The sequence below is a fragment of the Frigoribacterium sp. MEB024 genome (assembly GCF_000878135.1).
GTDB lineage: Bacteria > Actinomycetota > Actinomycetes > Actinomycetales > Microbacteriaceae > Frigoribacterium.
This window is the reverse complement of sequence record NZ_JXQZ01000023.1, coordinates 50,914-70,583: the sequence shown is the minus strand read 5'-3', so window position 1 is coordinate 70,583 and position 19,670 is coordinate 50,914. Positions and strand designations below refer to the sequence as shown.

The window sequence follows — 19,670 nt, the reverse complement described above, 5'->3', positions numbered from 1 at the left end:
GCGTCCACTCTAAGGTCTGCCGACCCGCGTCCCCGGTCGCCGCGGGGCCCGGCGCGGGCTCAGTCGATGCTGAGCAGGACGTGGCCCGACGAGACGGTCTCGCCGACGACGGCCGCGATGCCCGAGACGGTGCCGTCACGGTGGGCGGCGACGGGCTGTTCCATCTTCATCGCCTCGAGCACGAGCACCAGGTCGCCCTTGACGACCTGCTGACCGGCCTCGACGGCGAGCTTCACGACGGTGGCCTGCATCGGCGCCTTGACCTCGGCGCCGGTCGCGGTCACGACCGACGAGCGGGGCGCGCCGCGGCGTTTGGGGGCGACCGCAGGAGGTGCGGTGCGCGACCCGAGACCGGCCGGCAGCGAGACCTCGAGTCGCTTCCCGTCCACCTCGACCACGACGGTGTCGCGTGCGTCGGTCGGGCGCGGGGCCTCGGCCTCGCCGCTCCAGGCGGGGATGGTGTTGTCGAACTCGGTCTCGATCCAGCGGGTGTAGATCGAGAACGGGGCGCCGTCGGCGGGCGCGAAGGCGGGGTCGTCGACGATCGCGCGGTGGAACGGCAGCACCGTCGGCAGGCCGGCGACCTCGAACTCGGCCAGGGCCCGACGCGAGCGCTCGAGGGCGTCCTCACGCGACGAGCCGGTGACGATCAGCTTGGCGAGGAGCGAGTCGAACGAACCGCTGATCTCGTCACCCGCCTGGACGCCGCTGTCGACGCGGACGCCGGGGCCTCCCGGGGCCTTGAAGACGTGGATCGGACCGGGGGCCGGCATGAACCCACGGCCGGCGTCCTCGCCGTTGATGCGGAACTCGAACGAGTGGCCGCGGGCCTCGGGGTCGTCGTAGTCGAGCACGCCGCCCTCGGCGAGACGGAACTGCTCGCGGACGAGGTCGAGGCCGGTGACCTCTTCGGACACGGGGTGCTCGACCTGCAGGCGCGTGTTGACCTCGAGGAACGAGACGGTGCCGTCCTTGCCGATCAAGAACTCGCAGGTGCCCGCGCCGACGTAGCCGACCTCGCGCAGGATGGCCTTGGACGACTCGTACAACTTCGTGGTCTGCTCGTCGGTGAGGAACGGCGCGGGGGCCTCCTCCACGAGCTTCTGGTGGCGGCGCTGCAGCGAGCAGTCGCGGGTCGACACGACGACGACGTTGCCGTGCGAGTCGGCCAGGCACTGCGTCTCGACGTGGCGCGGCTGGTCGAGGTACTTCTCGACGAAGCACTCGCCGCGGCCGAAGGCGGCCACGGCCTCGCGGGTGGCCGAGTCGAACAGCTCGGGGACCTCGTCGCGGGTGCGGGCCACCTTGAGGCCGCGCCCACCGCCGCCGAAGGCGGCCTTGATCGCGACGGGCAGGCCGTGCTGGTCGACGAACTCGAGGACCTCGTCGGCGCCCGAGACGGGGTTCAGGGTGCCGGGGGCGAGCGGCGCCCCGACGCGCTCGGCGATGTGACGAGCCGAGACCTTGTCACCGAGCTGCTCGATGGCCTCGGGCGACGGGCCGATCCAGACGAGGCCCGCGGCCTGGACGGCTCGGGCGAAGTCGGCGTTCTCGGCGAGGAAGCCGTAGCCGGGGTGGACGGCGTCCGCACCCGAGCGGCGGGCGACCGAGAGGATCTTGTCGATGACGAGGTAGGTCTCGGCGCTCGTGGTGCCACCCAGGGCGTAGGCCTCGTCGGCGAGGCGGGCGTGCTGGGCGTCGCGGTCCTGGTCGGCGTAGACCGCCACCGAGCCGATTCCGGCGTCACGCGCGGCCCGGATCACGCGGACGGCGATCTCTCCACGGTTGGCGATGAGGACCTTGCTGATACGCGGCATAGTTCCCCACCCTATTGCGCGGTTCGCGCCTGCCTTTGGCTGACGTGCACAAAAAGGACCAGGAGGCGCGGGGCAGAACCTACAAGGACCCGGCGGTCGCCGAGGTCCACAGCTCGTGCCACGGCACGCCGAAGCCCCGGACGAGCGACCGCAACACGGGCACCGAGAGACCCACGACGGCGCTCGGGGTGCCTTCGATGTGCGTGATGAACGCGGACGCACGACCGTCGATCGTGAAGGCACCCGCGACCTCGAGCGGCTCGCCCGTCTCGACGTAGGCCGAGAGTTCGTGCGGGTCGAGGTCGTCGGCGAAGGTGAGAGACGCGCTCGCGACCCGGCCCGCGCCTCCTGACGGGGCGTCGGCGGTGACTCGGGGAGCGCCGCCGCGGTGGTCCACCAGCCAGTGGCCCGACCAGAGGGTGCCGTGGCCGATCTCGGCCATGCGACGCCACCGGTCGAGCGCCAGCGCGGGCTCGTGCGGTTTGCCGTGCACCTCGCCGTCGAACTCGAAGGCGCTGTCGCCCCCGAGCACCAACCCGTCCAGGGGGCGGCCGTCGACCACGGTGTCGAGCACGGCCTCGGCCTTGAGCCGGGCGAGGTGCTGCACCGTCTCGGCCGCCGTGAGGTCTCGGCCGAGACGTGCCGACTCGGCGGCGACCGCGGCCTCCTCGTCGACGCCGGGGCTGATCAGCACCGGCTCGATGCCGGCGGCGCGCAACAGTGCGAGACGGGCGGGGGAGGTGCTGGCCAGGTAGAGCGGGACGGTCATGCCGCCCAGCCTGTCAGACTCGACGCATGGGAGACATGCTGGGCCGCGAGGTCGAACTGGACGTGACGGGCATCGCACACGGGGGCATCTCGGTGGCCCGACTCGACGGGCGGGTGGTGTTCGTGACCGACACCCTGCCCGGCGAGAAGGTCGTGGCGCGCATCGCCGACGACCGCAAGAAGGCCTTCTGGCGGGCCGACACGGTGAGGGTCCTCGAGGCGAGCGAGCACCGCCGACCACACGTGTGGGGAGCGGCCGCCCTCGAGGTCGATCCGGCCGACCGCGCCGGAGGGGCCGAGTTCGGGCACATCGAGCTCGCCCACCAGCGCGAGCTGAAGCGGCGCGTGGTGGTCGACGCACTCACCCGGATGGGCGGGGTCGCCGACGCCGACGGACGGGTCTCGGTCGAGGCACTGCCCGGCGACGACGACCGCGGCGGCACGGGGTGGCGCACACGCCTGCGCCTGCACCTCGACGCCGAGGGGCGTCCCGGTCAGTACGCCGCGCGCTCGCACCGGGTCGTGCACGTGCCCGACCTGCCGCTCGCGTCCCCGGAGGTCGCCGAGGTGGCGCCGCTGGGCGATGCCTTCCCCGGCGAGGAACACGTCGACGTCGTCGCCCCGAGCGTGGGAGGCGCGCGCCTGATCATCGGACGTCAGGCCCGATCGACCATCACCGAAGTGGTCGGTGACCGCGAGTTCCGCCTCGACGACGGCGGGTTCTGGCAGGTCCACCGCGAGGCCGCCGCCACGCTCACCGCCGCCGTGCAGACCATGATCGACCCCGAGCGCTTCGACCCGAAGGGTGCCAACCTCGACCTCTACGGCGGGGTCGGACTGCTCGCGGCCGCCGTGGGGGACCGGTTCGGTGCGGGGACCCGCATCACGAGCGTCGAGAGCGACGAGCGGGCCACCGAGCACGCCTCCGAGAACCTGGCCGAGTGGATCGGTGCGTCGGCCGTGACCGGACGGGTGGAGCGCTGGTTGCGGCAGACCGCGTCACAGGCCGGCGACGCCGAGCGCGAGCGCCTCGCGGCCGCGACGGTCGTCCTCGACCCGCCCCGCTCGGGTGCGGGACGCGACGTCGTGTCCGAGATCGCGGCCCTGCGCCCCGCCCAGGTCGTCTACGTCGCGTGCGACCCGGTCGCCCTCGCCCGCGACGTCGCCCTCTTCGCCGAGCGCGGCTACGAACTCGACGCCCTGCAGGCCTACGACCTCTTCCCGAACACGCACCACGTCGAGACGGTGGTGCGCCTGCTGCCGGCCTGAGCCGCGATCCCGTTACGATGTACCCCGTGCACGCCCGGGATTCAGGGACCAGGGCACACGCCGACAGAAGGATCACCGTGTCAGACCTCACGACCGAGACCCCCACCGCCACCCGCGAGACCGTACCCGTGCGAGTCGCGGTCGTCGACGACCACGAGTCGGTGCGTCTCGGCATCCAGGCCGCCTGCCAGAACGAGGGCTTCGAGGTGATCCTCACCGCGGCCGGCGTCCAGGAGTTCGTCGAGAACCTCGCGGGTCGCGAGGTCGACGTCGTCGTCCTCGACCTGTCGCTCGGCGACGGCTCGACCGTCACCGAGAACGTCAAGCGGGTCCAGGCCACGGGCTCCGCCGTCCTCGTCCACAGCATCGCCGACCGGGTCGCCTCGGTGCGCGAGGCGCTCGCCGCGGGGGCGGCCGGGGTCATCCCGAAGTCCTCCGCGACGAAGACCGTCATGGCCGCCGTCGCGACGGTCGCCCGGGGTGACGTGCTGAACAACCTCGAATGGGCGAGCGCGATCGACGCCGACCGCGATTTCGCCAAGGCCCAGCTCGGCCGTCGCGAGCGCGAGATCCTGCACCTCTACGCCTCGGGCCTGCCGCTGAAGCTCGCCGCCCAGCAGCTCGGCATCGGCTATTCGACGGCCCGCGAGTACCTCGACCGCATCCGGGTCAAGTACGTCGAGGTCGGCCGACCGGCGCCCACCAAGGTCGACCTGCTCCGTCGTGCCGTCGAGGACGGCATCCTGCCGGGGCTCGACGCAGACGGCGGCGATGGCCGTTGAGGGTCGACTGAGCGCCCCGATCCCGCTCGGAGCTCTCCGGCCCCCGCGCAATCCGATCAGCCGCGCCCTGCTCGACAAGGTGCTGGGGCGCATCATCGCCGCGGCCGGACTCGTGTTCGGCCTGCAAGCACTGCCCGGCATGATCGGTCAGGTCGACAGCATGCAACTCGCGTGGGCCTGGGTCATCGGCCTGGCGATGTTCGGCGGGTTCTTCGCGCTGGTCGTGGCGAGCCTCGTCCAGCGCGGCGTCACGACGGTGGAGGCCTTCGTCGCCATCGCCTACCTGATCGCCCTGGTCACCTGGCCCCTCGCCGTCGACGACCCCAGCGAGGTCCAGTCGAGCGTGCCGTGGCTCTGGTACCTCTGCACCGTCGCGACGGCCTCGGCCGCCTCGGCGTTCTCGACCTGGATCGCCACCGGCTACCTCTTCGTCGCCCCCGCCGTCTACGGCTTCATCCGCCTCACGCCGTCGGGCGGCGCTGTCTCCACGCAGCGGGCGACCCTCGACTCCGTCTACGCGATCCTGCTCGGCGGCGCCGTGCTGATCCTCGTGGTGATCCTGCGCCAGGCGGCAGCGAACGTCGACCAGGCCCAGGCGACCGCCGTCGCGCGGTACTCCGAGGCCATCCGCGAGCACGCCACCGAGCTCGAGCGGGTGCAGGTCGACGCCATCGTCCACGACAGCGTCCTCACGACCTTCATCCAGGCGGCCAGGGCGTGGTCGCCGGACGAGCGCGAGTTGTCGACCAACATGGCCCGGAACGCGATGTCCCACCTCTCGGCCGCGGCGAGCACCACGCCGTTCGACGAGTCCGACACCACGATCGCCGACATGGTGGACCGCATCGAGGCCGCCGTGGCCGACCTGGGTGTCGAGGTCGAGCTGCGCCGGGGCCCGATCGAGGGCGACGGCATCCCGTCCACGGCCGCCGAGGCGCTCTACTCGGCCGCCGTCCAGGCCCTCGTCAACAGTTCGCAGCACGCCGGCGACGGGCCCGGTGTGGAGCGCTGGGTGCGCGTGACCCGTGACCAGGCCGGCCTGACGACCGTCGAGGTCGGCGACACGGGCAAGGGCTTCGAACCGACGACGGTGCCGACGGAGCGTCTCGGAGTCCGCGTCTCGATCCACGAGAGGCTCAACAACGCCGGCGGGCTCGCGACCATCGACTCGGCACCGGGTCGGGGGACCCTCGTGCGCCTGCGGTGGCCGGTCGACGCTCTCCTCGACGGCGGCCGGACCCCCGACCGTTCGGCCGACCCCACCGACGCGGCGGGCGCCTCGGGCGGCACCGCGTGAGGGTCTCCGTGCCGCGGTGGCTGATCGTGTCGCTGGCCGCGGTCTTCTCGGCGTACCACCTGGTCCTGGCCGCGGTGTCACTGGACCGGTTCACCGATCCGCTGCCCGTCGTCGCGTGCATGGCGTTGTACGCCGCGGCGACCGTGGCGGTGCTGTGGCCCAGCAAGCACGTCATCATGCCCGTGTGGATGGCCTCGTTCTGCTTGGCCGTGAGCATCGTCCTGCCGCTCGTCGTGACCTCCGGGCTCGACAGCTCGGTGAAGAACGGCTACGCCACCTGGTACGTGGCCGCCGTGGGCACGCTCATGGTGATCGTGTCCACGAGGCGTCGACAGGGCTTCGCCTGGCTCGGGGTCGGTTTCATGGCGGTGCACGGCGTGCTGTGGGCCGGGCTCGAACAGATCGCCGACCTCGGCATCGTCGGCAGCGTGGTCTGGGTCGCCTTCAGCCATGCGATGTCGAGCACGCTCACCCGCGCGGGGCGCGAGACGCGCGAGTTCATCCTCGCCGAGCACGAAGCGGCGGACTGGCAGGCCGCGCAGGAAGCCCACGTGAACGAGCGTCAGTACCGGTTGCTCCAGACGGGTCGGACGGCGCGGCCGATGCTCCAGACCATCGTCAGCCGACACGGCGACCTGACCGCGGCCGAGCGACAGGAGTGCCTCAACCTCGAGGGAGCGATCCGGGACGAGATCCGGGGCCGGCGCCTCCTCGACGACGACGTCCGTCACGAGGTCATGGCGGCGCGCCGCCGCGGAGCCGTCGTCAGTCTCCTCGACGAAGGAGGCATCGACGACCTCGGACCGACGGATCTGCGACGGGTGCATGGCGTGCTCGCCGGGGCCCTGCGCGAATCCGTCGCCGATCGCATCATCGTCCGGACCGTTCAGGGCGGGGGAGACGACGCGGTCACGGTCGTCGGGCTCGGCTCGGCAGACCTGTCGTCGAGCGCGCTGGGCCGCGGGGTCTCGGCCGACGCGGACGAGGACGACGACGGCGACGAAGTCCAGCTCTGGCTGCAGATCCCTCGCTCGGCCCCCTGATCGTCCGGCGGCTCTCGGCGCGGCCGGCACCCACGACGTGAAGAAGGGCCGGACGATCGTCCGGCCCTTCCGAGACCTCGAGTCAGGGCGGCAACCCGAATGCCGCCCTGACTCCCCCCGACAGCGACCCGTTCACCCTGGTCGGCCCCTGCTCGGTGGTGTGACTCGACGAGACACCCGGCACCAGCAAGCATGGTCGTTCCGGGACGCGTATGCAGTCGTCATTTAGGAGGACAGATGGGTGAGGACGGCCGTGCCCATCGCCGTTCCCGGGGCGTCAACCCGCGAAACCCCGCCAACGGCCCTCGCCGGACACGATGGACGGACGGGGAGCACGGGCCGAACGCGTCCAGGCCGACGTCGCGGTTCGCGAGGACGTCGTCGCCGCCGCCTCGGCCCGGCCTGCCTCGACGGCGGCCAGCAGTGCCGTCACCGCCGCGAGCTCGTCGGGCGTCGGATCTCCGGCGACGATCCTGAGCAGGGGTGCCGACGGCTGCTCGACCGCGGCGGTGGGGCGGTCCGTCGCGTCGGGGGACGCGGCTGCGTGGCGCCCGCTCACAGGGGGATGTTCCCGTGCTTCTTCGGCGGCAAGGTCGCCCGTTTGGTCTTGAGTGCTCGCAGCGCCTTGATCACGGCGACCCGGGTCGCCGCCGGTTCGACGACGCCGTCGAGTTCGCCCCGCTCGGCGGCGAGGAAGGGGCTCGCGACGTTGTAGGTGTACTCGTTCGCGAGCCGCGTGCGCACGGCTGCGACGTCCTCGCCGGCCTCGGCCGCCGCCTTGATCTCGTTGCGGTACAGGATGTTGACGGCACCCTGCCCGCCCATCACGGCGATCTCTGCCGTCGGCCAGGCGAGGTTGATGTCCGCGCCCAGCTGTTTCGAGCCCATGACGATGTAGGCGCCGCCGTAGGCCTTGCGGGTGATCACCGTCACGAGCGGGACCGTGGCCTCGGCGTAGGCGTAGAGCAGCTTGGCGCCGCGACGGATCACACCCGTCCACTCCTGGTCGGTGCCGGGCAGGTATCCGGGCACGTCGACGAGGGTGAGGATCGGGATGTTGAACGCGTCGCAGAAGCGCACGAAACGGCTGGCCTTCTCACCCGCCTCGATGTTGAGGGTGCCGGCCATGGCGGACGGCTGGTTGGCGATGACACCCACCGGGCGGCCCTCCACCCGGCCGAAGCCCACGACGATGTTGGGCGCGAAGAGCGGCTGGACCTCGAGGAACTCGCCGTCGTCGACGACGTGCTCGATGACCGTCATCACGTCGTAGGGCTGGTTCGGGCTGTCCGGGATCAGGGTGTTCAGCTGTCGATCGTGGTCCGTGGTCTCGAGTTCGACCGGTACGTCGAAGACGTGCGGGTCGGCCAGGTTGTTGTCGGGGAGGTACGACAGCAGGGCCCGGGCGTAGTCGAGGGCGTCGTCCTCGTCGCTCGCGAGGTAGTGCGAGACGCCCGAGACCTTGTTGTGGGTCAGGGCTCCGCCGAGTTCCTCGAAGCCGACGTCCTCGCCCGTCACGGTCTTGATGACGTCAGGCCCGGTGACGAACATGTGGCTCGTCTTGTCGACCATGATCACGAAGTCGGTCAGCGCGGGGGAGTACACCGCGCCTCCGGCCGCCGGGCCCATGATCAGCGAGATCTGGGGGATGACGCCCGAGGCGGCCGTGTTCAGCCGGAAGATCTCGCCGTACTTGCCGAGGGCGACGACGCCTTCCTGGATCCGCGCCCCGCCCGAGTCGAGGATGCCGATGATGGGCACCCCGGTCTTGAGGGCCAGCTGCATGACCTTGATGATCTTCTCGCCCGCGACCTCGCCGAGCGAGCCGCCGAAGATGGTGAAGTCCTGCGAGTAGACCGCGACCTGGCGGCCGTGGATCGTGCCCGTGCCCGTGACGACCGCGTCACCGTAGGGTCGCTTGGCCTCCATGCCGAAGGCGTGGGTGCGGTGCCGGACGAACTCGTCGAGCTCGACGAACGAGCCCGGGTCGAGCAGCTCGTCGATGCGCTCTCGGGCCGTCTTCTTGCCCTTGGCGTGCTGCTTGGCGATCGCGGCCTCGCCGCTGGCCGTCACGGCCTCGTGATAGCGGGCCTTGAGGTCGGCGAGCTTGCCCGCGGTGGTGTGCAGGTCGGGCGCGGCGTCGGTGAGGGGCGCGGAGTCAGGAGTCACGCGCCTCACTCTACTGACCGACCCGCAGCCATCCGTTGGAGGTTTCCACGCGTGGACGCCCCCGGACGTCGTAGGAGTCGTCAACGGCGGCCCCCTAGGCTGAGTTGATGGCCTTCCCCCTCAGCACGTCCGTCAGTCCCCGACTCGTGGTGCTCGAGTCCACCGGGTCGACCAACGCCGACCTGCTCGCAGCCGTCGACGAGCCGCACCTGGCGACCTGGCTGACGCTCGACCAGTCCGCGGGGCGGGGCCGGCTCGACCGACGGTGGGAGACCGCGCCCGGTCGTTCCCTCGCGGTCAGCGTGCTGCTGCACCGGGGCGACCTGCCGGTCGACTCGCTCGGCTGGGTGCCGCTCCTCGCCGGGGTGGCCATGCGCGCCTCCGTCCGGGGTGTGGTCGAGAGCGGCGACGTCACGCTGAAGTGGCCCAACGACGTGCAGGTCGACGGTGACAAGGTCAGTGGCCTGCTCGCCGAGCTGCGGTCCGACGCGAGCGCCGTCGTCGTGGGTGCCGGGGTCAACCTCACGGTGCCCGCCGGCGACCTGCCCACCCCGACCTCGACGTCGCTCGGTCTGCACGGAGCGCGGGGCACCGCCCTCGAACTCGCGGACGCCGTGACGTCGTCGTGGGTCTCGGGCCTGGCACGACTCGTCGGCGACCTCGCCGCGGCCCGGGGCGACGCGGTCGCGAGCGGCGCCCTGGCGTCGGTCCGCGCGAACTGCGCGACCCTGGGACGCGGAGTCCGCGTCGAACTCCCCGGAGGCGCGGCCCTGGTCGGCGAGGCGGTGGACGTCGACGAGGCGGGCCGGTTGGTCGTGCGTTCCGCCTCGACCGGCGCGCTGACGGCCGTCGCTTCGGGTGACGTCACGCATCTGCGGTATGAATGAGCCTGTGAGCACCGACGGACCGCAGCCGACCGAGTACGTCGTCGCGCGGCTGCGGCCCCACGGCCGCGTGCTGTTCTGGCCGTCGCTCGCGCTCGTCGGCATCTGCGCCGCGACCGGTTTCTTCGGTGGTCGCTTCGACGTCGAGTGGCAGAACTACGTCGTGTTGGGCGCCGCCGTCGCCCTGATCGTGCTGCTCTGGCTGGTGCCCGTGCTCATCTGGCTCGGCAAGCGCTACGTCATCACCTCGCGGCGCCTCGTCGTGCGCAAGGGGCTGTTCGTGCGCACCCGTCAAGAGCTGCTGCACAGTCGTGGGTACGACCTCACGGTGCGCAAGAACTCGGTGCAGAGCGCGTTCCGCAGCGGAGACGTCCTGATCAACACCGGCCTCGACCGTCCGCTCGTCCTCTGGGACGTGCCGTCGGCCGACCTCGTCCAATCGACCCTGCACGACCTGATGGAGTCGAACCTCAACAGCGTCGCCCAGCGTCGCCAGCACGAGCAGTCCGTCGGACACTCCGACACCACCTCGTGGGGCGACGACCGGGTCGTCTGACCCGACGCGCGTGACATAGGATATTACAATGCGAATCTCAGTCATCGGTTGCGGTTACCTCGGAGCCGTGCACGCCGCGTGCATGGCCGACCTCGGGCACGACGTGGTCGGCATCGACGTCGACCCGGGCAAGATCGCCCTGCTGTCGTCGGGTCACGCCCCGTTCTTCGAGCCCGGTCTGCCCGAGGCCCTCCGCCGGGCCATCGACTCGGGGCGACTCCGGTTCTCGACCGACCCCGCCGACGCCGCGGGCTCCCAGGTCCACTTCGTCGCCGTCGGCACCCCGCAGACCGCGGGCAGCGACGCCGCCGACCTGACCTACGTCGACGCCGCGGTCCAGGGGCTGTTGCCCCACCTCGCCGACGGCGACCTCGTGGTGGGCAAATCCACCGTTCCCGTCGGCACCGCGAGCCGACTCGCCGACCTGGTCCGCGCCTCCTCGGGGGCCGACCTGGCCTGGAACCCCGAGTTCCTCCGCGAGGGGTTCGCCGTGGCCGACACCGTCGCACCCGACCGCTTCGTCTACGGGGTGCCCTCCGGCGACGCCGGCGAGCGTGCGACGGCCGTGCTCGACGAGGTCTACGCGACGGCTCTGGCGACGGGCACGCCCCGGCTCGTGACCGGGTACGCGACGGCCGAGCTGGTCAAGGTCTCGGCCAACGCGTTCCTCGCCACGAAGATCTCGTTCATCAACGCGATGGCCGAGATCGCCGAGGCCACCGGTGCCGACGTGACGCAACTGGCCGACGCGATCGGGCACGACGCCCGCATCGGTCGCCGGTTCCTCAACGCCGGCCTCGGCTTCGGCGGCGGGTGCCTGCCGAAGGACATCCGGGCCTTCCGCGCCCGTTCGCGCGAACTGGGGCTCGAGTCCCTCGACTTCCTCGCCGACGTGGACGCCGTCAACCTGCGCCGCCGCGACCGCGTCGTCGACCTCGCGGGCGAGCTGCTCGGCGAGGTGCGTGGTGCGCGCGTCGCCGTGCTGGGCGTGGCGTTCAAGCCCGACAGCGACGACGTCCGCGACTCGCCCGCCCTCGACGTCGCCCGCCGACTGCACGCCGCCGGTGCCGACGTGGTCGTCCACGACCCCGAGGCCAACGAGACCGCCGCCCGGCTGGCTCCCGACCTCACCTACGTCGATGACGTCCCGACCGCTCTCCGTGACGCCGACATCGTCCTGGTCCTCACCGAATGGAAGCAGTTCAAGGCACTGCGTCCGGCCGAGGTAGCCGCCCTGGTCTCCGGCCGACGCATCGTCGACGCCCGCAACGTGTTCGACCCCGCCGAGTGGCGCGAGGCCGGCTTCGAGTTCCGAGGACTCGGGCGCCCGTAGCCGAGTGCCGGTCAGAGGGCGCCTGGTCCCGTGCCGGTGTCCGGCCCCCTCCGGCAGGTCGACGCCGTCCGACGAGGTGCCACCGATACGATGACCGCATGACGAACCGGGCCCTCATCGCCGTGCTGACCGCCGGGGCCCTGGCCCTCACCCTCTCCGCGTGCACGAGCGGCGGCGACGACCCGACGCCGACCATGTCGAGCTTCAGCCCCACGTCGACCGCATCGCCCTCGGCGCCCGACACGGGGGCCGAGACGGCCGCCCCCACGGCGCCGGCCGACGACCCGACCGGCACCGTCGAGACGCCCGTCCCCGTACCGTCCGACGAGGCGGACGGCTGGACCGACGCCCGCGCCTACGATGCCTGCCGGAACGAGGCCACGAGGTCGCAGGGTGCCGATTACACCTGGAACGACCGTTCGTCGCAGATCCTCGTGCAGGGCTCCGGGGGGCGGAGCATCGACGTCGCCGGCCTCTACTCGGGCGGTGACGTCGGCGTCGCCAACGTCACCTACCGGTGCACGGTCGGAGGCACTCCGGACTCGCCGCAGCTGAGCGGGACGGTCGTCCGATGACGGCTCTCCGTGTCGGCGTCATCGGCGGCGGCCAGCTGGCCCGCATGATGATCCCGCCCGCCGTCCACCTCGGCATCGAGATCAGCGTCCTCGCCGAGACCGAGGGCAGTTCGGCCCGGTTGGCAGCGACCCGGGTGGGCGATTACCACGACGTCGACGTCGTCCTCGATTTCGCGCGCACGGTCGACGTGGTCACCTTCGACCACGAGCACGTCCCCCAACACGTCCTCGCCGCCCTCGTCGACGCGGGCGTGCGGGTGCACCCCGGGCCGTCCGCACTGGCCGTCGCGCAGGACAAGATCGTCATGCGTCGACGGCTCTCCGAGCTCGGCTTGCCCGTTCCCGACTGGGCGGCCGTCCGTGACGCCACCGAGCTCGAGGCGTTCCTCGCCGACCACGGTGGCCGGGCGGTCGTCAAGACCGCGCGGGGTGGTTACGACGGCAAGGGCGTTCGCGTGGTCTCGGCGGCCCACGACGCCGACGACTGGTTCGGCGCCCTGGCCGAGGACGGCAACGGAGGCGCGCTCCTGGTCGAGGAGCTCGTCTCGTTCCGGCGCGAACTGTCACAGCTCGTGGCCCGTCGGCCGAGCGGTGACATCGCCCTCTGGCCTCTCGTCGAGACCGTCCAACGCGACGGGGTGTGCTCCGAGGTCTTCGCCCCGGCACCCTCGAGCGCCGGTCGCTTGGCCGACGCCGCCGACGAGATCGCGCGGACGGTCGCCCAGCGGCTCGACGTCACCGGCGTCCTGGCCGTCGAGCTCTTCGAGACGACCGACGAGCGCCTCCTGATCAACGAACTCGCCATGCGGCCGCACAACACGGGGCACTGGACGATCGACGGGTCGACCACGAGCCAGTTCGAACAGCACCTCCGGGCCGTGCTCGACCTGCCGCTCGGCGACACGGACTGCCACCGTCCCTGGAGCGTCATGCTGAACGTGCTCGGCGGGCCGGCGACGGGGTCGATGGCCGACCGTCTGCCCGCCCTGATGGCCGACCAGCCGGCGGTCAAGGTTCACGACTACGGCAAGGACCCCCGGCCCGGGCGCAAGGTCGGCCACGTCACCGTGGTCGGCGACGACCTCGACGAGGCCGTCTTCCGGGCGCGTGCCGCTGTCGAGTTCTTCACCGACTGACGGCTATCCTCTAGTCCGTGTCCGACCCGAAGAGCACCGACGTGCGCCCGAACGACCCCGCCGTACCCGCGAAGGTCGCCATCGTCATGGGCTCCGACAGCGACTGGCCCACCATGCAGGGGGCGTCGACGATCCTGACCGAGCTGGGCATCCCGCACGAGGTCGAGGTCGTCTCGGCCCACCGCACACCGGACAAGATGATCGCCTTCGGTCGCGACGCGGCAGGTCGCGGACTCTCCGTCATCGTCGCCGGGGCCGGGGGAGCAGCGCACCTGCCCGGCATGATCGCATCGGTCACGACCCTCCCCGTGGTCGGTGTGCCCGTCGCCTTGGCCAAGCTCGACGGCCTGGACTCGCTGCTCTCGATCGTGCAGATGCCGGCCGGCATCCCCGTGGCGACGGTCTCGATCGGAGGCGCGGTGAACGCCGGTCTGCTCGCGGCCCGCATCATCGGCTCGCACGACCCGGTGGTCGCCGAGCGGCTGGCCCGCCACGCCGAGTCCCTCGCCGAGCTGGTCGAGCAGAAGAACGACGACCTGCGTCGATCACTGTGAGCACCTCCCTGCCCGTCCGTCATCCGGACATCACCTCCGAGCCGTTCATGACGAAGAGGGCGTGGGTGCTCGTCCTGCTGAACGTGGTCGTGCCCGGGTCCGCGCAGGTGCTCGCGGGCAGTCGCCGACTCGGCCGGTGGGGGCTCGCCTCCACCCTCGTCTTCTGGGCGGTCGCGGTCGTCGTCGTCGTCCTGGCATTCGCCTTCCGCTCGCCCCTGATCGAGATCGCGACCAACGTCGTCGCCCTCACCGTCGTCCAGGTCTTCCTCGCGTACTACGCGGTGCTGTGGGTGGTGCTGACCGTCGACACGCTGCGGTTGGCCCGCATCGTCCGGACGGCCCCGTCGGCCCGGGGACTTCTCGCCGGGGCGATGGTGCTGTTGATGGTGGTGACCGTCGGACCCGCCGCCTACGGGGCCTACCTCGCCGGTGTGCAGCACGGTCTGCTCAACAGTCTGTTCACCTCGAGGGCCGACGCCGCGCCTCCCGTGGACGGGCGCTACAACATCATGTTGCTCGGAGGGGACGCCGGGGCGGACCGCACCGGTCTGCGCCCCGACAGCATCTCGGTCGCCAGCATCGACGCCGAGACCGGTGCGACCACCATCGTGGGCATCCCGCGCAACCTGTACGACGCACCCTTCGTCGCGGGGTCGCCGCTGTACGGCGACTACCCGGACGGCTACGACTGCGGCGACGACTGCCTCGTGAGCTTCCTGTACACCTACGGGGAAGAGCACCCCGACCTCTACCCCGACGCCGAGTCGAAGGGCAGCAATCCCGGTGTCGAGGCGATGCGTGACGCCGTCGAGGGCATCACGGGCCTGACCGTGCAGTACTACGCCCTGATCGACATGCAGGGCTTCGTCGATCTCATCGATGCGCTCGGCGGCATCCAGGTGGACGTGCAACAACGCATCCCGATCAACGGAGGCGTCGACGGCAACGGTCAGCCGATCAACGTCGACGGGTGGATCGAGCCCGGCGAACAGAAGCTCGACGGCTACCACGCCCTCTGGTACGCGAGGGCGCGGCACGGCACCAGCGACTACGACCGCATGGCTCGTCAGCGCGAGGTGCAGCAGGCGCTGCTGTCGCAGTTCCAACCGGCGACGGTCCTGTCGAAGTTCCAGGCCGTCGCGTCGGCAGGGGTGCAGACCGTCGACACCGACATCCCGCAGGGCGCGCTGGCAGCCTTCGTCGACCTGGCCGTGAAGGCCAAGTCCCAGCAGATCACGAGTCTCGAACTCGTCCCGCCGACCTACGACAACGTCTACCCCGACTACGACGCGATGCGGGCCGCGGTGGCCCAGGCCACCACCCCGGCTCCCGCGCCCTGACGGACGACCTCGGATCGTGCCCCCGAGGCTCGCCGCCTGACGGCGCGCGCCGACCGGACGAGGAGGCGCGGTGCGTCACCGCAGGGCGCCCACGGCTCCGGGGGCATCCGCGTCGCCGCTCGGGTCGCCCCGTGGTTCAGAGATCGGCGTGGAGCTGCCACACCTTGTCGGCCGAGTCCCGCCAGCTGAAGGCCCGTGCGCGGTCGATCCCGGCGATGCCGAGACGCGTCGACAGCTCGACGTCGGTGACGACCTGGAACATGGCCTGCGCGAGACGCTCCGGGTAACCCGCAGCGTCCTCCCGAGCCACGCTGACGGCCGCGTCGGCCGCTACCTCGAGCAGGGCAGGGGCGTCCGAGACGATGGTGGGCGTGCCCAGGCTGAAGGCCTCGACGACCGGCAGCCCGAACCCTTCGGCGAGACTGGGGAACACGAAGACCGCGGCTCGCTGCAACAGCACCGCCAGCTGTTCGTCCGACACGAAACCCATCGTCCGGACCTTGTCGGCGGGCAGGCCGGCAGCGGCCACCAGGTCGGCGACCTTGACGTCTCCCCACCCCTCGGGCCCGACGATCAGCAACGGCAGGTCGGGGGCGTCGGGGTGGGCGAGAGCCTGGATGAGCGGCTCGATGCCCTTGCGCGGTTCGAGCGTGCCGACGCTCAGTGCGTAGCGCTCGGGCAGGTCGAGGGAGTCGGCGACGTCGTCGGAGTCCGCGGGGACGGCGAGCTTGGGACTGACGGCGCCGCCGATGACACGGAGGCGGTCGCCGAAGGGGAACAGCTCGGCCAGTTCGCGGGCCACGCTGTGGGTCGGCACGACGACGCCGTCGGCATGCTTGAAGGCGCGCTTGGCCATGGCCTTGTGCCAACGGACGCCGCGCGGGGTGAGGGTCTCAGGGTGAGTCCACGGGACGGTGTCGTGGATGGTGACGACCGTCTGCGTTCCCGGGTCGAGCGTGCGATCGTGCCGGTAGAGGGGGGCAAACAGGCTCGTGGCATGGACCATGCCGCGCCCGGGGAGGCCGACGACGCCACCCTGCCACGCCAGTGCCAACTCACGGCGACCGAGCGGTGACTTGGTGACATGGGACAGGCCGGGCAGCAGATCGGTCAACCGGTCGTAGTCGGTCTGCGGATGGGCCGCCACGACCCCTTCGACCTCACAACCTCGGGGAGCGGTCTCGACGAGGGCGCGGGTCAGTTCTTCGGTGTAGCGCCCGATGCCTCCGGGGATGGGAGCCAGGATCTGGTCAACGACTACTCGCAGCGTGGTCATCGGTCTGCAACACTCCCCTGTTCGCGGCCTCGGCCAGCGCTTCTCTCCACGGACGCATGGGCGTCAGTCCGGCTCGTGCCCAGGCGTCGTGGCCGAGGACGCTGTAGCTCGGTCGCGGTGCGGGGCGGACGAAGGCCGAGCTGTCCGTCGGGAGGACCCGGGCAGGATCGAGCCCGGCCTCGTCGAAGACCGCCTGGGCGAACTCGAACCAGCTCGCACTGCCCGAGTTGGTGCCGTGGTAGACGCCGGCAGGGGCGTCGGAGTCGAGCAACGCGACGATCTGCGTCGCGAGGTCGGCCGTCCAGGTCGGCTGCCCCAGTTGGTCGTCGACGACCTTCACCGTGTCGTGCGATGCCGCGAGCTTGACCATGGTCTTCGCGAAGTTGCCCCCGTGGGCGCCGTACAACCACGCCGTGCGCACGACGTAGGTGCCCTCGGGGTTGGCGGCGAGCGCGAGCTGTTCTCCCTCGGCCTTGGTGCGGCCGTAGGCGCTCACCGGCGCGATGGTGGCGTCCTCGGGGTAGGGCTCGGTGGCGTCGCCGTCGAAGACGTAGTCGGTCGAGACCTGGACGAGCTTCGCCCCGACCGATGCGGTGGCCCCGGCCAGGAGGCCGGCTGCGGTGCCGTTCACGGCCAGCGCGGCCTCTTCGTCGGTCTCGGCCGCGTCGACGGCGGTGTACGCGGCGGCGTTGATCACGACGTCGTGCCCCTGGACGGCGGCGAAGACGGCGTCCCGGTCGGTCACGTCGAGGTCGGCACGACCGAGCACCGTGACGTCACGTCCGAAGAGGGCTTCGAGGAGGTCGGTGCCGAGCATGCCTCGGGCCCCGGTGACGAGGTACTTGGAGTTCTGGGCGGCGGCCATCAGAGGGCGGCGCGCTCTTTGAGCGGCTGCCACCACTCGCGGTTGTCGCGGTACCACTGGACGACGTCGGCGAGGCCCTTCTCGAAGGGGACCTGGGGCTCGTAGCCGAGCTCGTCGCGGATCTTGGAGATGTCGACGGAGTACCGCAGGTCGTGGCCCAGACGGTCCTGGACGCGGTCGACGTACGACCAGTCCTTGCCGGTGGCCTCGAGCAGCATCTCGGTCAGTTCTTTGTTGGTGAGCTCGGTGCCGCCGCCGATGTTGTAGATCTCGCCGGCGCGGCCGTTGACGAGCACCATGGCGATGCCGCGGGTGTGGTCGTCGACGTGCAGCCAGTCACGGATGTTGTTGCCCTCGCCGTAGAGCGGGACGTGCACGTCGTCGATCAGGTTCGTGACGAAGAGCGGGATGACCTTCTCGGGGAAGTGGTACGTGCCGTAGTTGTTGCTGCAGCGCGTGATCGAGACGTTCAGCCCGTGCGTGCGGTGGTAGCTGCGGGCGAGCAGGTCGCTGCCGGCCTTCGAGGCGGAGTAGGGCGAGTTCGGCTCGAGCGGGCGGTCTTCAGCCCAGGAGCCCTCGGCGATGGAACCGTAGACCTCGTCGGTCGAGACGTGGACGAAGCGCTTCAGGTCGTTGCGCAGGGCGGCGTCGAGCAGCTGCTGGGTGCCGAGCACGTTGGTCTCGACGAAGATCGAGGCGTCGCGGACCGAGCGGTCGACGTGTGATTCCGCGGCGAAGTGGACGACGGCGTCCACCTCGGGGAAGAGCGTGTCGAGCAGGGCCCCGTCACGGATGTCGCCCTTGACGAACGTGTAGCGGGGGGAGTCGGCGACGCTCGCCAGGTTGGCCTCGTTGCCCGAGTAGGTGAGAGCGTCGAGGACGACGACCTCGGCCCCCTCGAGGCCCGGGTAGGCGTCTTCGAGCGTGCGGCGGACGAAGTTGGAGCCGATGAAGCCGGCTCCGCCGGTGACGAGGATTTTCACAGTGGTCCCTTGGGGTCGATCGCGGAGGGTTCGTACGATGTTACCGGAGCCGATGTGATGAATCGCCGCCCCGGAGGCTCCGACCACGGCGGACGGCGTGCGAACGTCAGTCCATGCATCGTGACGAACCACCGACGTCGGACGAGGCGGACGGTCCCGCATCCTTCGACCGCCGCCGTCTCCTCGCCTATGCGGCCACGTCCGTGGCGCTCGCGGCTCCCGTCGTCCTGCACCCGTCGCTCGGTGCCCGTGCCTCCGTGCAGCTCGGCGAGACCACCGGGGCGGTCGACACCGTCGCCGAGGCACTCGCGGTCGCCGCACTGCAGGCGTGGGGTGGCTACGCCAACGGGCAGATCCCGACGAACGCCCTGACGCCCGTCCAGGCATCCGTCGCGGGCTCCGGGTACCTCCGGGACGACGCAGCCCGTCAGTTCCTCTCGCTCAGCTTGGCGTTCTCCTCGACCTTCGGCACGCCACTGGCGATCACGGAGGGGTATCGGGATTACGGGCGTCAGGTCTCCTACTGGAACGCCTACCAGGCGGGCACCGGAAACCTGGCCGCCTACCCCGGAACCTCCAACCACGGCTGGGGCATCTCGTGCGACTTCGGATCCGGCGTCCAGACCGCCGGGACCGCGGCCAAGCGGTGGATGGACGCGAACGCACCGGCATATGGATGGCAGCCCACCGGGAACGGATTCTCCCGGCCGGAGCCCTGGCACTTCGACTACGTGGCCGCGTACCCGGGCCCCGGCAACACACTCCTCGTCGACAGCGGTCTCGTCGTGGTGCGATGCACCGAGAACCTCGATCAAGTCGGTCTCGTCTACACCGCTCTCCTCGGCATGAGGACGCTCAAGCACCTGCTCACGCTCGACCAGATCTCCGCGTTGCGGGCCGTCGGCGTTCCCTACTACGAATTGTCGAGAGTGCAGTTCCTCGCGCTGCTCGACGGCATCTCTGTTCCCCGGTCGGCCGTCACGGTCCGTGCGGATTATTGGCGTCGTTGAGCGCCACGGAAGG

General features: G+C 71.1%; 19 protein-coding genes. 12 read left to right on the top strand and 7 right to left on the bottom strand.

The window, feature by feature from the left end:
• Positions 1-59: 59 nt before the first annotated feature.
• Both SZ60_RS05535 and SZ60_RS05530 read right to left on the bottom strand, forming a co-directional pair.
• Entirely contained in the window at positions 60-1,817 is a 1,758-nt protein-coding gene (locus SZ60_RS05535; RefSeq protein ID WP_043594400.1) for a biotin carboxylase N-terminal domain-containing protein, read from the bottom strand.
• A 79-nt stretch (positions 1,818-1,896) separates the two neighbouring features.
• Positions 1,897-2,586: a nucleoside triphosphate pyrophosphatase gene (locus SZ60_RS05530; RefSeq protein WP_043594398.1), complete on the bottom strand. Its 690-nt coding sequence runs from the start codon at positions 2,584-2,586 to the stop codon at positions 1,897-1,899.
• 26 nt (positions 2,587-2,612) lie between these two features.
• Here SZ60_RS05530 and SZ60_RS05525 point away from each other — a divergent pair, with 26 nt between their 5' ends.
• The 4 genes from SZ60_RS05525 (at position 2,613) to SZ60_RS05510 (ending at position 6,976) form a co-directional block, all read left to right on the top strand.
• On the top strand, positions 2,613-3,854 hold the full coding sequence (locus SZ60_RS05525) for a class I SAM-dependent RNA methyltransferase (protein WP_043594396.1): 1,242 nt from the start codon (positions 2,613-2,615) through the stop codon (positions 3,852-3,854).
• Positions 3,855-3,925: 71 nt separating this feature from the next.
• On the top strand, positions 3,926-4,636 hold the full coding sequence (locus tag SZ60_RS05520) for a response regulator (protein WP_369700691.1): 711 nt from the start codon (positions 3,926-3,928) through the stop codon (positions 4,634-4,636).
• Positions 4,626-5,933 carry a sensor histidine kinase gene (locus SZ60_RS05515; RefSeq protein ID WP_052505186.1) on the top strand — a complete coding sequence of 436 codons (1,308 nt, stop codon included), beginning with the start codon at positions 4,626-4,628 and terminating at the stop codon, positions 5,931-5,933. Before SZ60_RS05520 ends, SZ60_RS05515 begins: the two co-directional genes overlap by 11 nt.
• A gap of 8 nt (positions 5,934-5,941) precedes the next feature.
• Positions 5,942-6,976 carry a hypothetical protein gene (locus tag SZ60_RS05510; RefSeq protein WP_231567057.1) on the top strand — a complete coding sequence of 345 codons (1,035 nt, stop codon included), beginning with the start codon at positions 5,942-5,944 and terminating at the stop codon, positions 6,974-6,976.
• A gap of 277 nt (positions 6,977-7,253) precedes the next feature.
• Here the strand turns inward: SZ60_RS05510 and SZ60_RS05505 are convergent, their stop codons facing one another.
• Both SZ60_RS05505 and SZ60_RS05500 read right to left on the bottom strand, forming a co-directional pair.
• Positions 7,254-7,535: an acyl-CoA carboxylase epsilon subunit gene (locus SZ60_RS05505; RefSeq protein WP_082059898.1), complete on the bottom strand. Its 282-nt coding sequence runs from the start codon at positions 7,533-7,535 to the stop codon at positions 7,254-7,256.
• Positions 7,532-9,145 carry an acyl-CoA carboxylase subunit beta gene (locus SZ60_RS05500; RefSeq protein WP_043594391.1) on the bottom strand — a complete coding sequence of 538 codons (1,614 nt, stop codon included), beginning with the start codon at positions 9,143-9,145 and terminating at the stop codon, positions 7,532-7,534. The genes SZ60_RS05505 and SZ60_RS05500 overlap by 4 nt, the downstream gene beginning before the upstream one ends.
• Positions 9,146-9,252: 107 nt before the next feature.
• Between SZ60_RS05500 and SZ60_RS05495 the strand changes: the two genes are divergently transcribed.
• The 7 genes from SZ60_RS05495 (at position 9,253) to SZ60_RS05465 (ending at position 15,523) form a co-directional block, all read left to right on the top strand.
• The gene (locus SZ60_RS05495; protein ID WP_043594389.1) at positions 9,253-10,032 is read left to right on the top strand and encodes a biotin--[acetyl-CoA-carboxylase] ligase; all 780 of its coding nucleotides are present in this window, start codon (positions 9,253-9,255) and stop codon (positions 10,030-10,032) included.
• Positions 10,033-10,036: 4 nt separating this feature from the next.
• Positions 10,037-10,585 carry a PH domain-containing protein gene (locus SZ60_RS05490; RefSeq protein WP_231567056.1) on the top strand — a complete coding sequence of 183 codons (549 nt, stop codon included), beginning with the start codon at positions 10,037-10,039 and terminating at the stop codon, positions 10,583-10,585.
• Between the two features lie 28 nt (positions 10,586-10,613).
• Positions 10,614-11,918, top strand: a complete 1,305-nt coding sequence (locus tag SZ60_RS05485) for a UDP-glucose/GDP-mannose dehydrogenase family protein (RefSeq protein ID WP_043594386.1) — start codon at positions 10,614-10,616, stop codon at positions 11,916-11,918.
• A 98-nt stretch (positions 11,919-12,016) separates the two neighbouring features.
• The gene (locus tag SZ60_RS05480; RefSeq protein ID WP_043594384.1) at positions 12,017-12,493 is read left to right on the top strand and encodes a hypothetical protein; all 477 of its coding nucleotides are present in this window, start codon (positions 12,017-12,019) and stop codon (positions 12,491-12,493) included.
• Positions 12,490-13,629: a 5-(carboxyamino)imidazole ribonucleotide synthase gene (locus tag SZ60_RS05475; protein WP_043594382.1), complete on the top strand. Its 1,140-nt coding sequence runs from the start codon at positions 12,490-12,492 to the stop codon at positions 13,627-13,629. The genes SZ60_RS05480 and SZ60_RS05475 overlap by 4 nt, the downstream gene beginning before the upstream one ends.
• A gap of 17 nt (positions 13,630-13,646) precedes the next feature.
• Positions 13,647-14,183, top strand: coding sequence for a 5-(carboxyamino)imidazole ribonucleotide mutase (gene purE, locus SZ60_RS05470; protein ID WP_255349703.1), 537 nt, complete (start codon positions 13,647-13,649; stop codon positions 14,181-14,183).
• Entirely contained in the window at positions 14,180-15,523 is a 1,344-nt protein-coding gene (locus tag SZ60_RS05465) for an LCP family protein (protein WP_082059897.1), read from the top strand. The genes purE and SZ60_RS05465 overlap by 4 nt, the downstream gene beginning before the upstream one ends.
• Before the next feature lie 136 nt (positions 15,524-15,659).
• On the opposite strand, the gene SZ60_RS05460 is transcribed toward SZ60_RS05465, so the two are convergent.
• Genes SZ60_RS05460 through rfbB form a run of 3 tightly spaced genes read right to left on the bottom strand, consistent with a single transcriptional unit; the run spans position 15,660 to position 18,647 of the window.
• Positions 15,660-16,799 carry a glycosyltransferase family 1 protein gene (locus tag SZ60_RS05460; RefSeq protein WP_043594380.1) on the bottom strand — a complete coding sequence of 380 codons (1,140 nt, stop codon included), beginning with the start codon at positions 16,797-16,799 and terminating at the stop codon, positions 15,660-15,662.
• Positions 16,774-17,664 (bottom strand): dTDP-4-dehydrorhamnose reductase, encoded by an 891-nt coding sequence (gene rfbD, locus SZ60_RS05455; protein ID WP_043594378.1) that lies wholly within the window; start codon positions 17,662-17,664, stop codon positions 16,774-16,776. Before rfbD ends, SZ60_RS05460 begins: the two co-directional genes overlap by 26 nt.
• The gene (rfbB, locus tag SZ60_RS05450) at positions 17,664-18,647 is read right to left on the bottom strand and encodes a dTDP-glucose 4,6-dehydratase (RefSeq protein ID WP_043594376.1); all 984 of its coding nucleotides are present in this window, start codon (positions 18,645-18,647) and stop codon (positions 17,664-17,666) included. Before rfbB ends, rfbD begins: the two co-directional genes overlap by 1 nt.
• Before the next feature lie 113 nt (positions 18,648-18,760).
• Between rfbB and SZ60_RS16360 the strand changes: the two genes are divergently transcribed.
• A complete protein-coding gene (locus SZ60_RS16360; protein ID WP_052505185.1) occupies positions 18,761-19,657 on the top strand; it encodes a D-alanyl-D-alanine carboxypeptidase family protein in 897 nt (298 codons plus the stop codon).
• Positions 19,658-19,670 lie beyond the last annotated feature (13 nt).

Excerpts from the sequence above, each read along its gene's own strand:
- SZ60_RS05535 (WP_043594400.1), bottom strand. The coding sequence starts at position 1,817 with ATGCCGCGTATCAGCAAGGTCCTCATCGCCAACCGTGGAGAGATCGCC.
- SZ60_RS05530 (WP_043594398.1), bottom strand. The coding sequence starts at position 2,586 with ATGACCGTCCCGCTCTACCTGGCCAGCACCTCCCCCGCCCGTCTCGCA.
- SZ60_RS05525 (WP_043594396.1), top strand. The coding sequence starts at position 2,613 with ATGGGAGACATGCTGGGCCGCGAGGTCGAACTGGACGTGACGGGCATC.
- SZ60_RS05515 (WP_052505186.1), top strand. The coding sequence starts at position 4,626 with ATGGCCGTTGAGGGTCGACTGAGCGCCCCGATCCCGCTCGGAGCTCTC.
- SZ60_RS05495 (WP_043594389.1), top strand. The coding sequence starts at position 9,253 with ATGGCCTTCCCCCTCAGCACGTCCGTCAGTCCCCGACTCGTGGTGCTC.
- SZ60_RS05485 (WP_043594386.1), top strand. The coding sequence starts at position 10,614 with ATGCGAATCTCAGTCATCGGTTGCGGTTACCTCGGAGCCGTGCACGCC.
- SZ60_RS05480 (WP_043594384.1), top strand. The coding sequence starts at position 12,017 with ATGACGAACCGGGCCCTCATCGCCGTGCTGACCGCCGGGGCCCTGGCC.
- SZ60_RS05475 (WP_043594382.1), top strand. The coding sequence starts at position 12,490 with ATGACGGCTCTCCGTGTCGGCGTCATCGGCGGCGGCCAGCTGGCCCGC.
- SZ60_RS05460 (WP_043594380.1), bottom strand. The coding sequence starts at position 16,799 with ATGACCACGCTGCGAGTAGTCGTTGACCAGATCCTGGCTCCCATCCCC.
- rfbD (WP_043594378.1), bottom strand. The coding sequence starts at position 17,664 with ATGGCCGCCGCCCAGAACTCCAAGTACCTCGTCACCGGGGCCCGAGGC.
- SZ60_RS16360 (WP_052505185.1), top strand. The coding sequence starts at position 18,761 with ATGCATCGTGACGAACCACCGACGTCGGACGAGGCGGACGGTCCCGCA.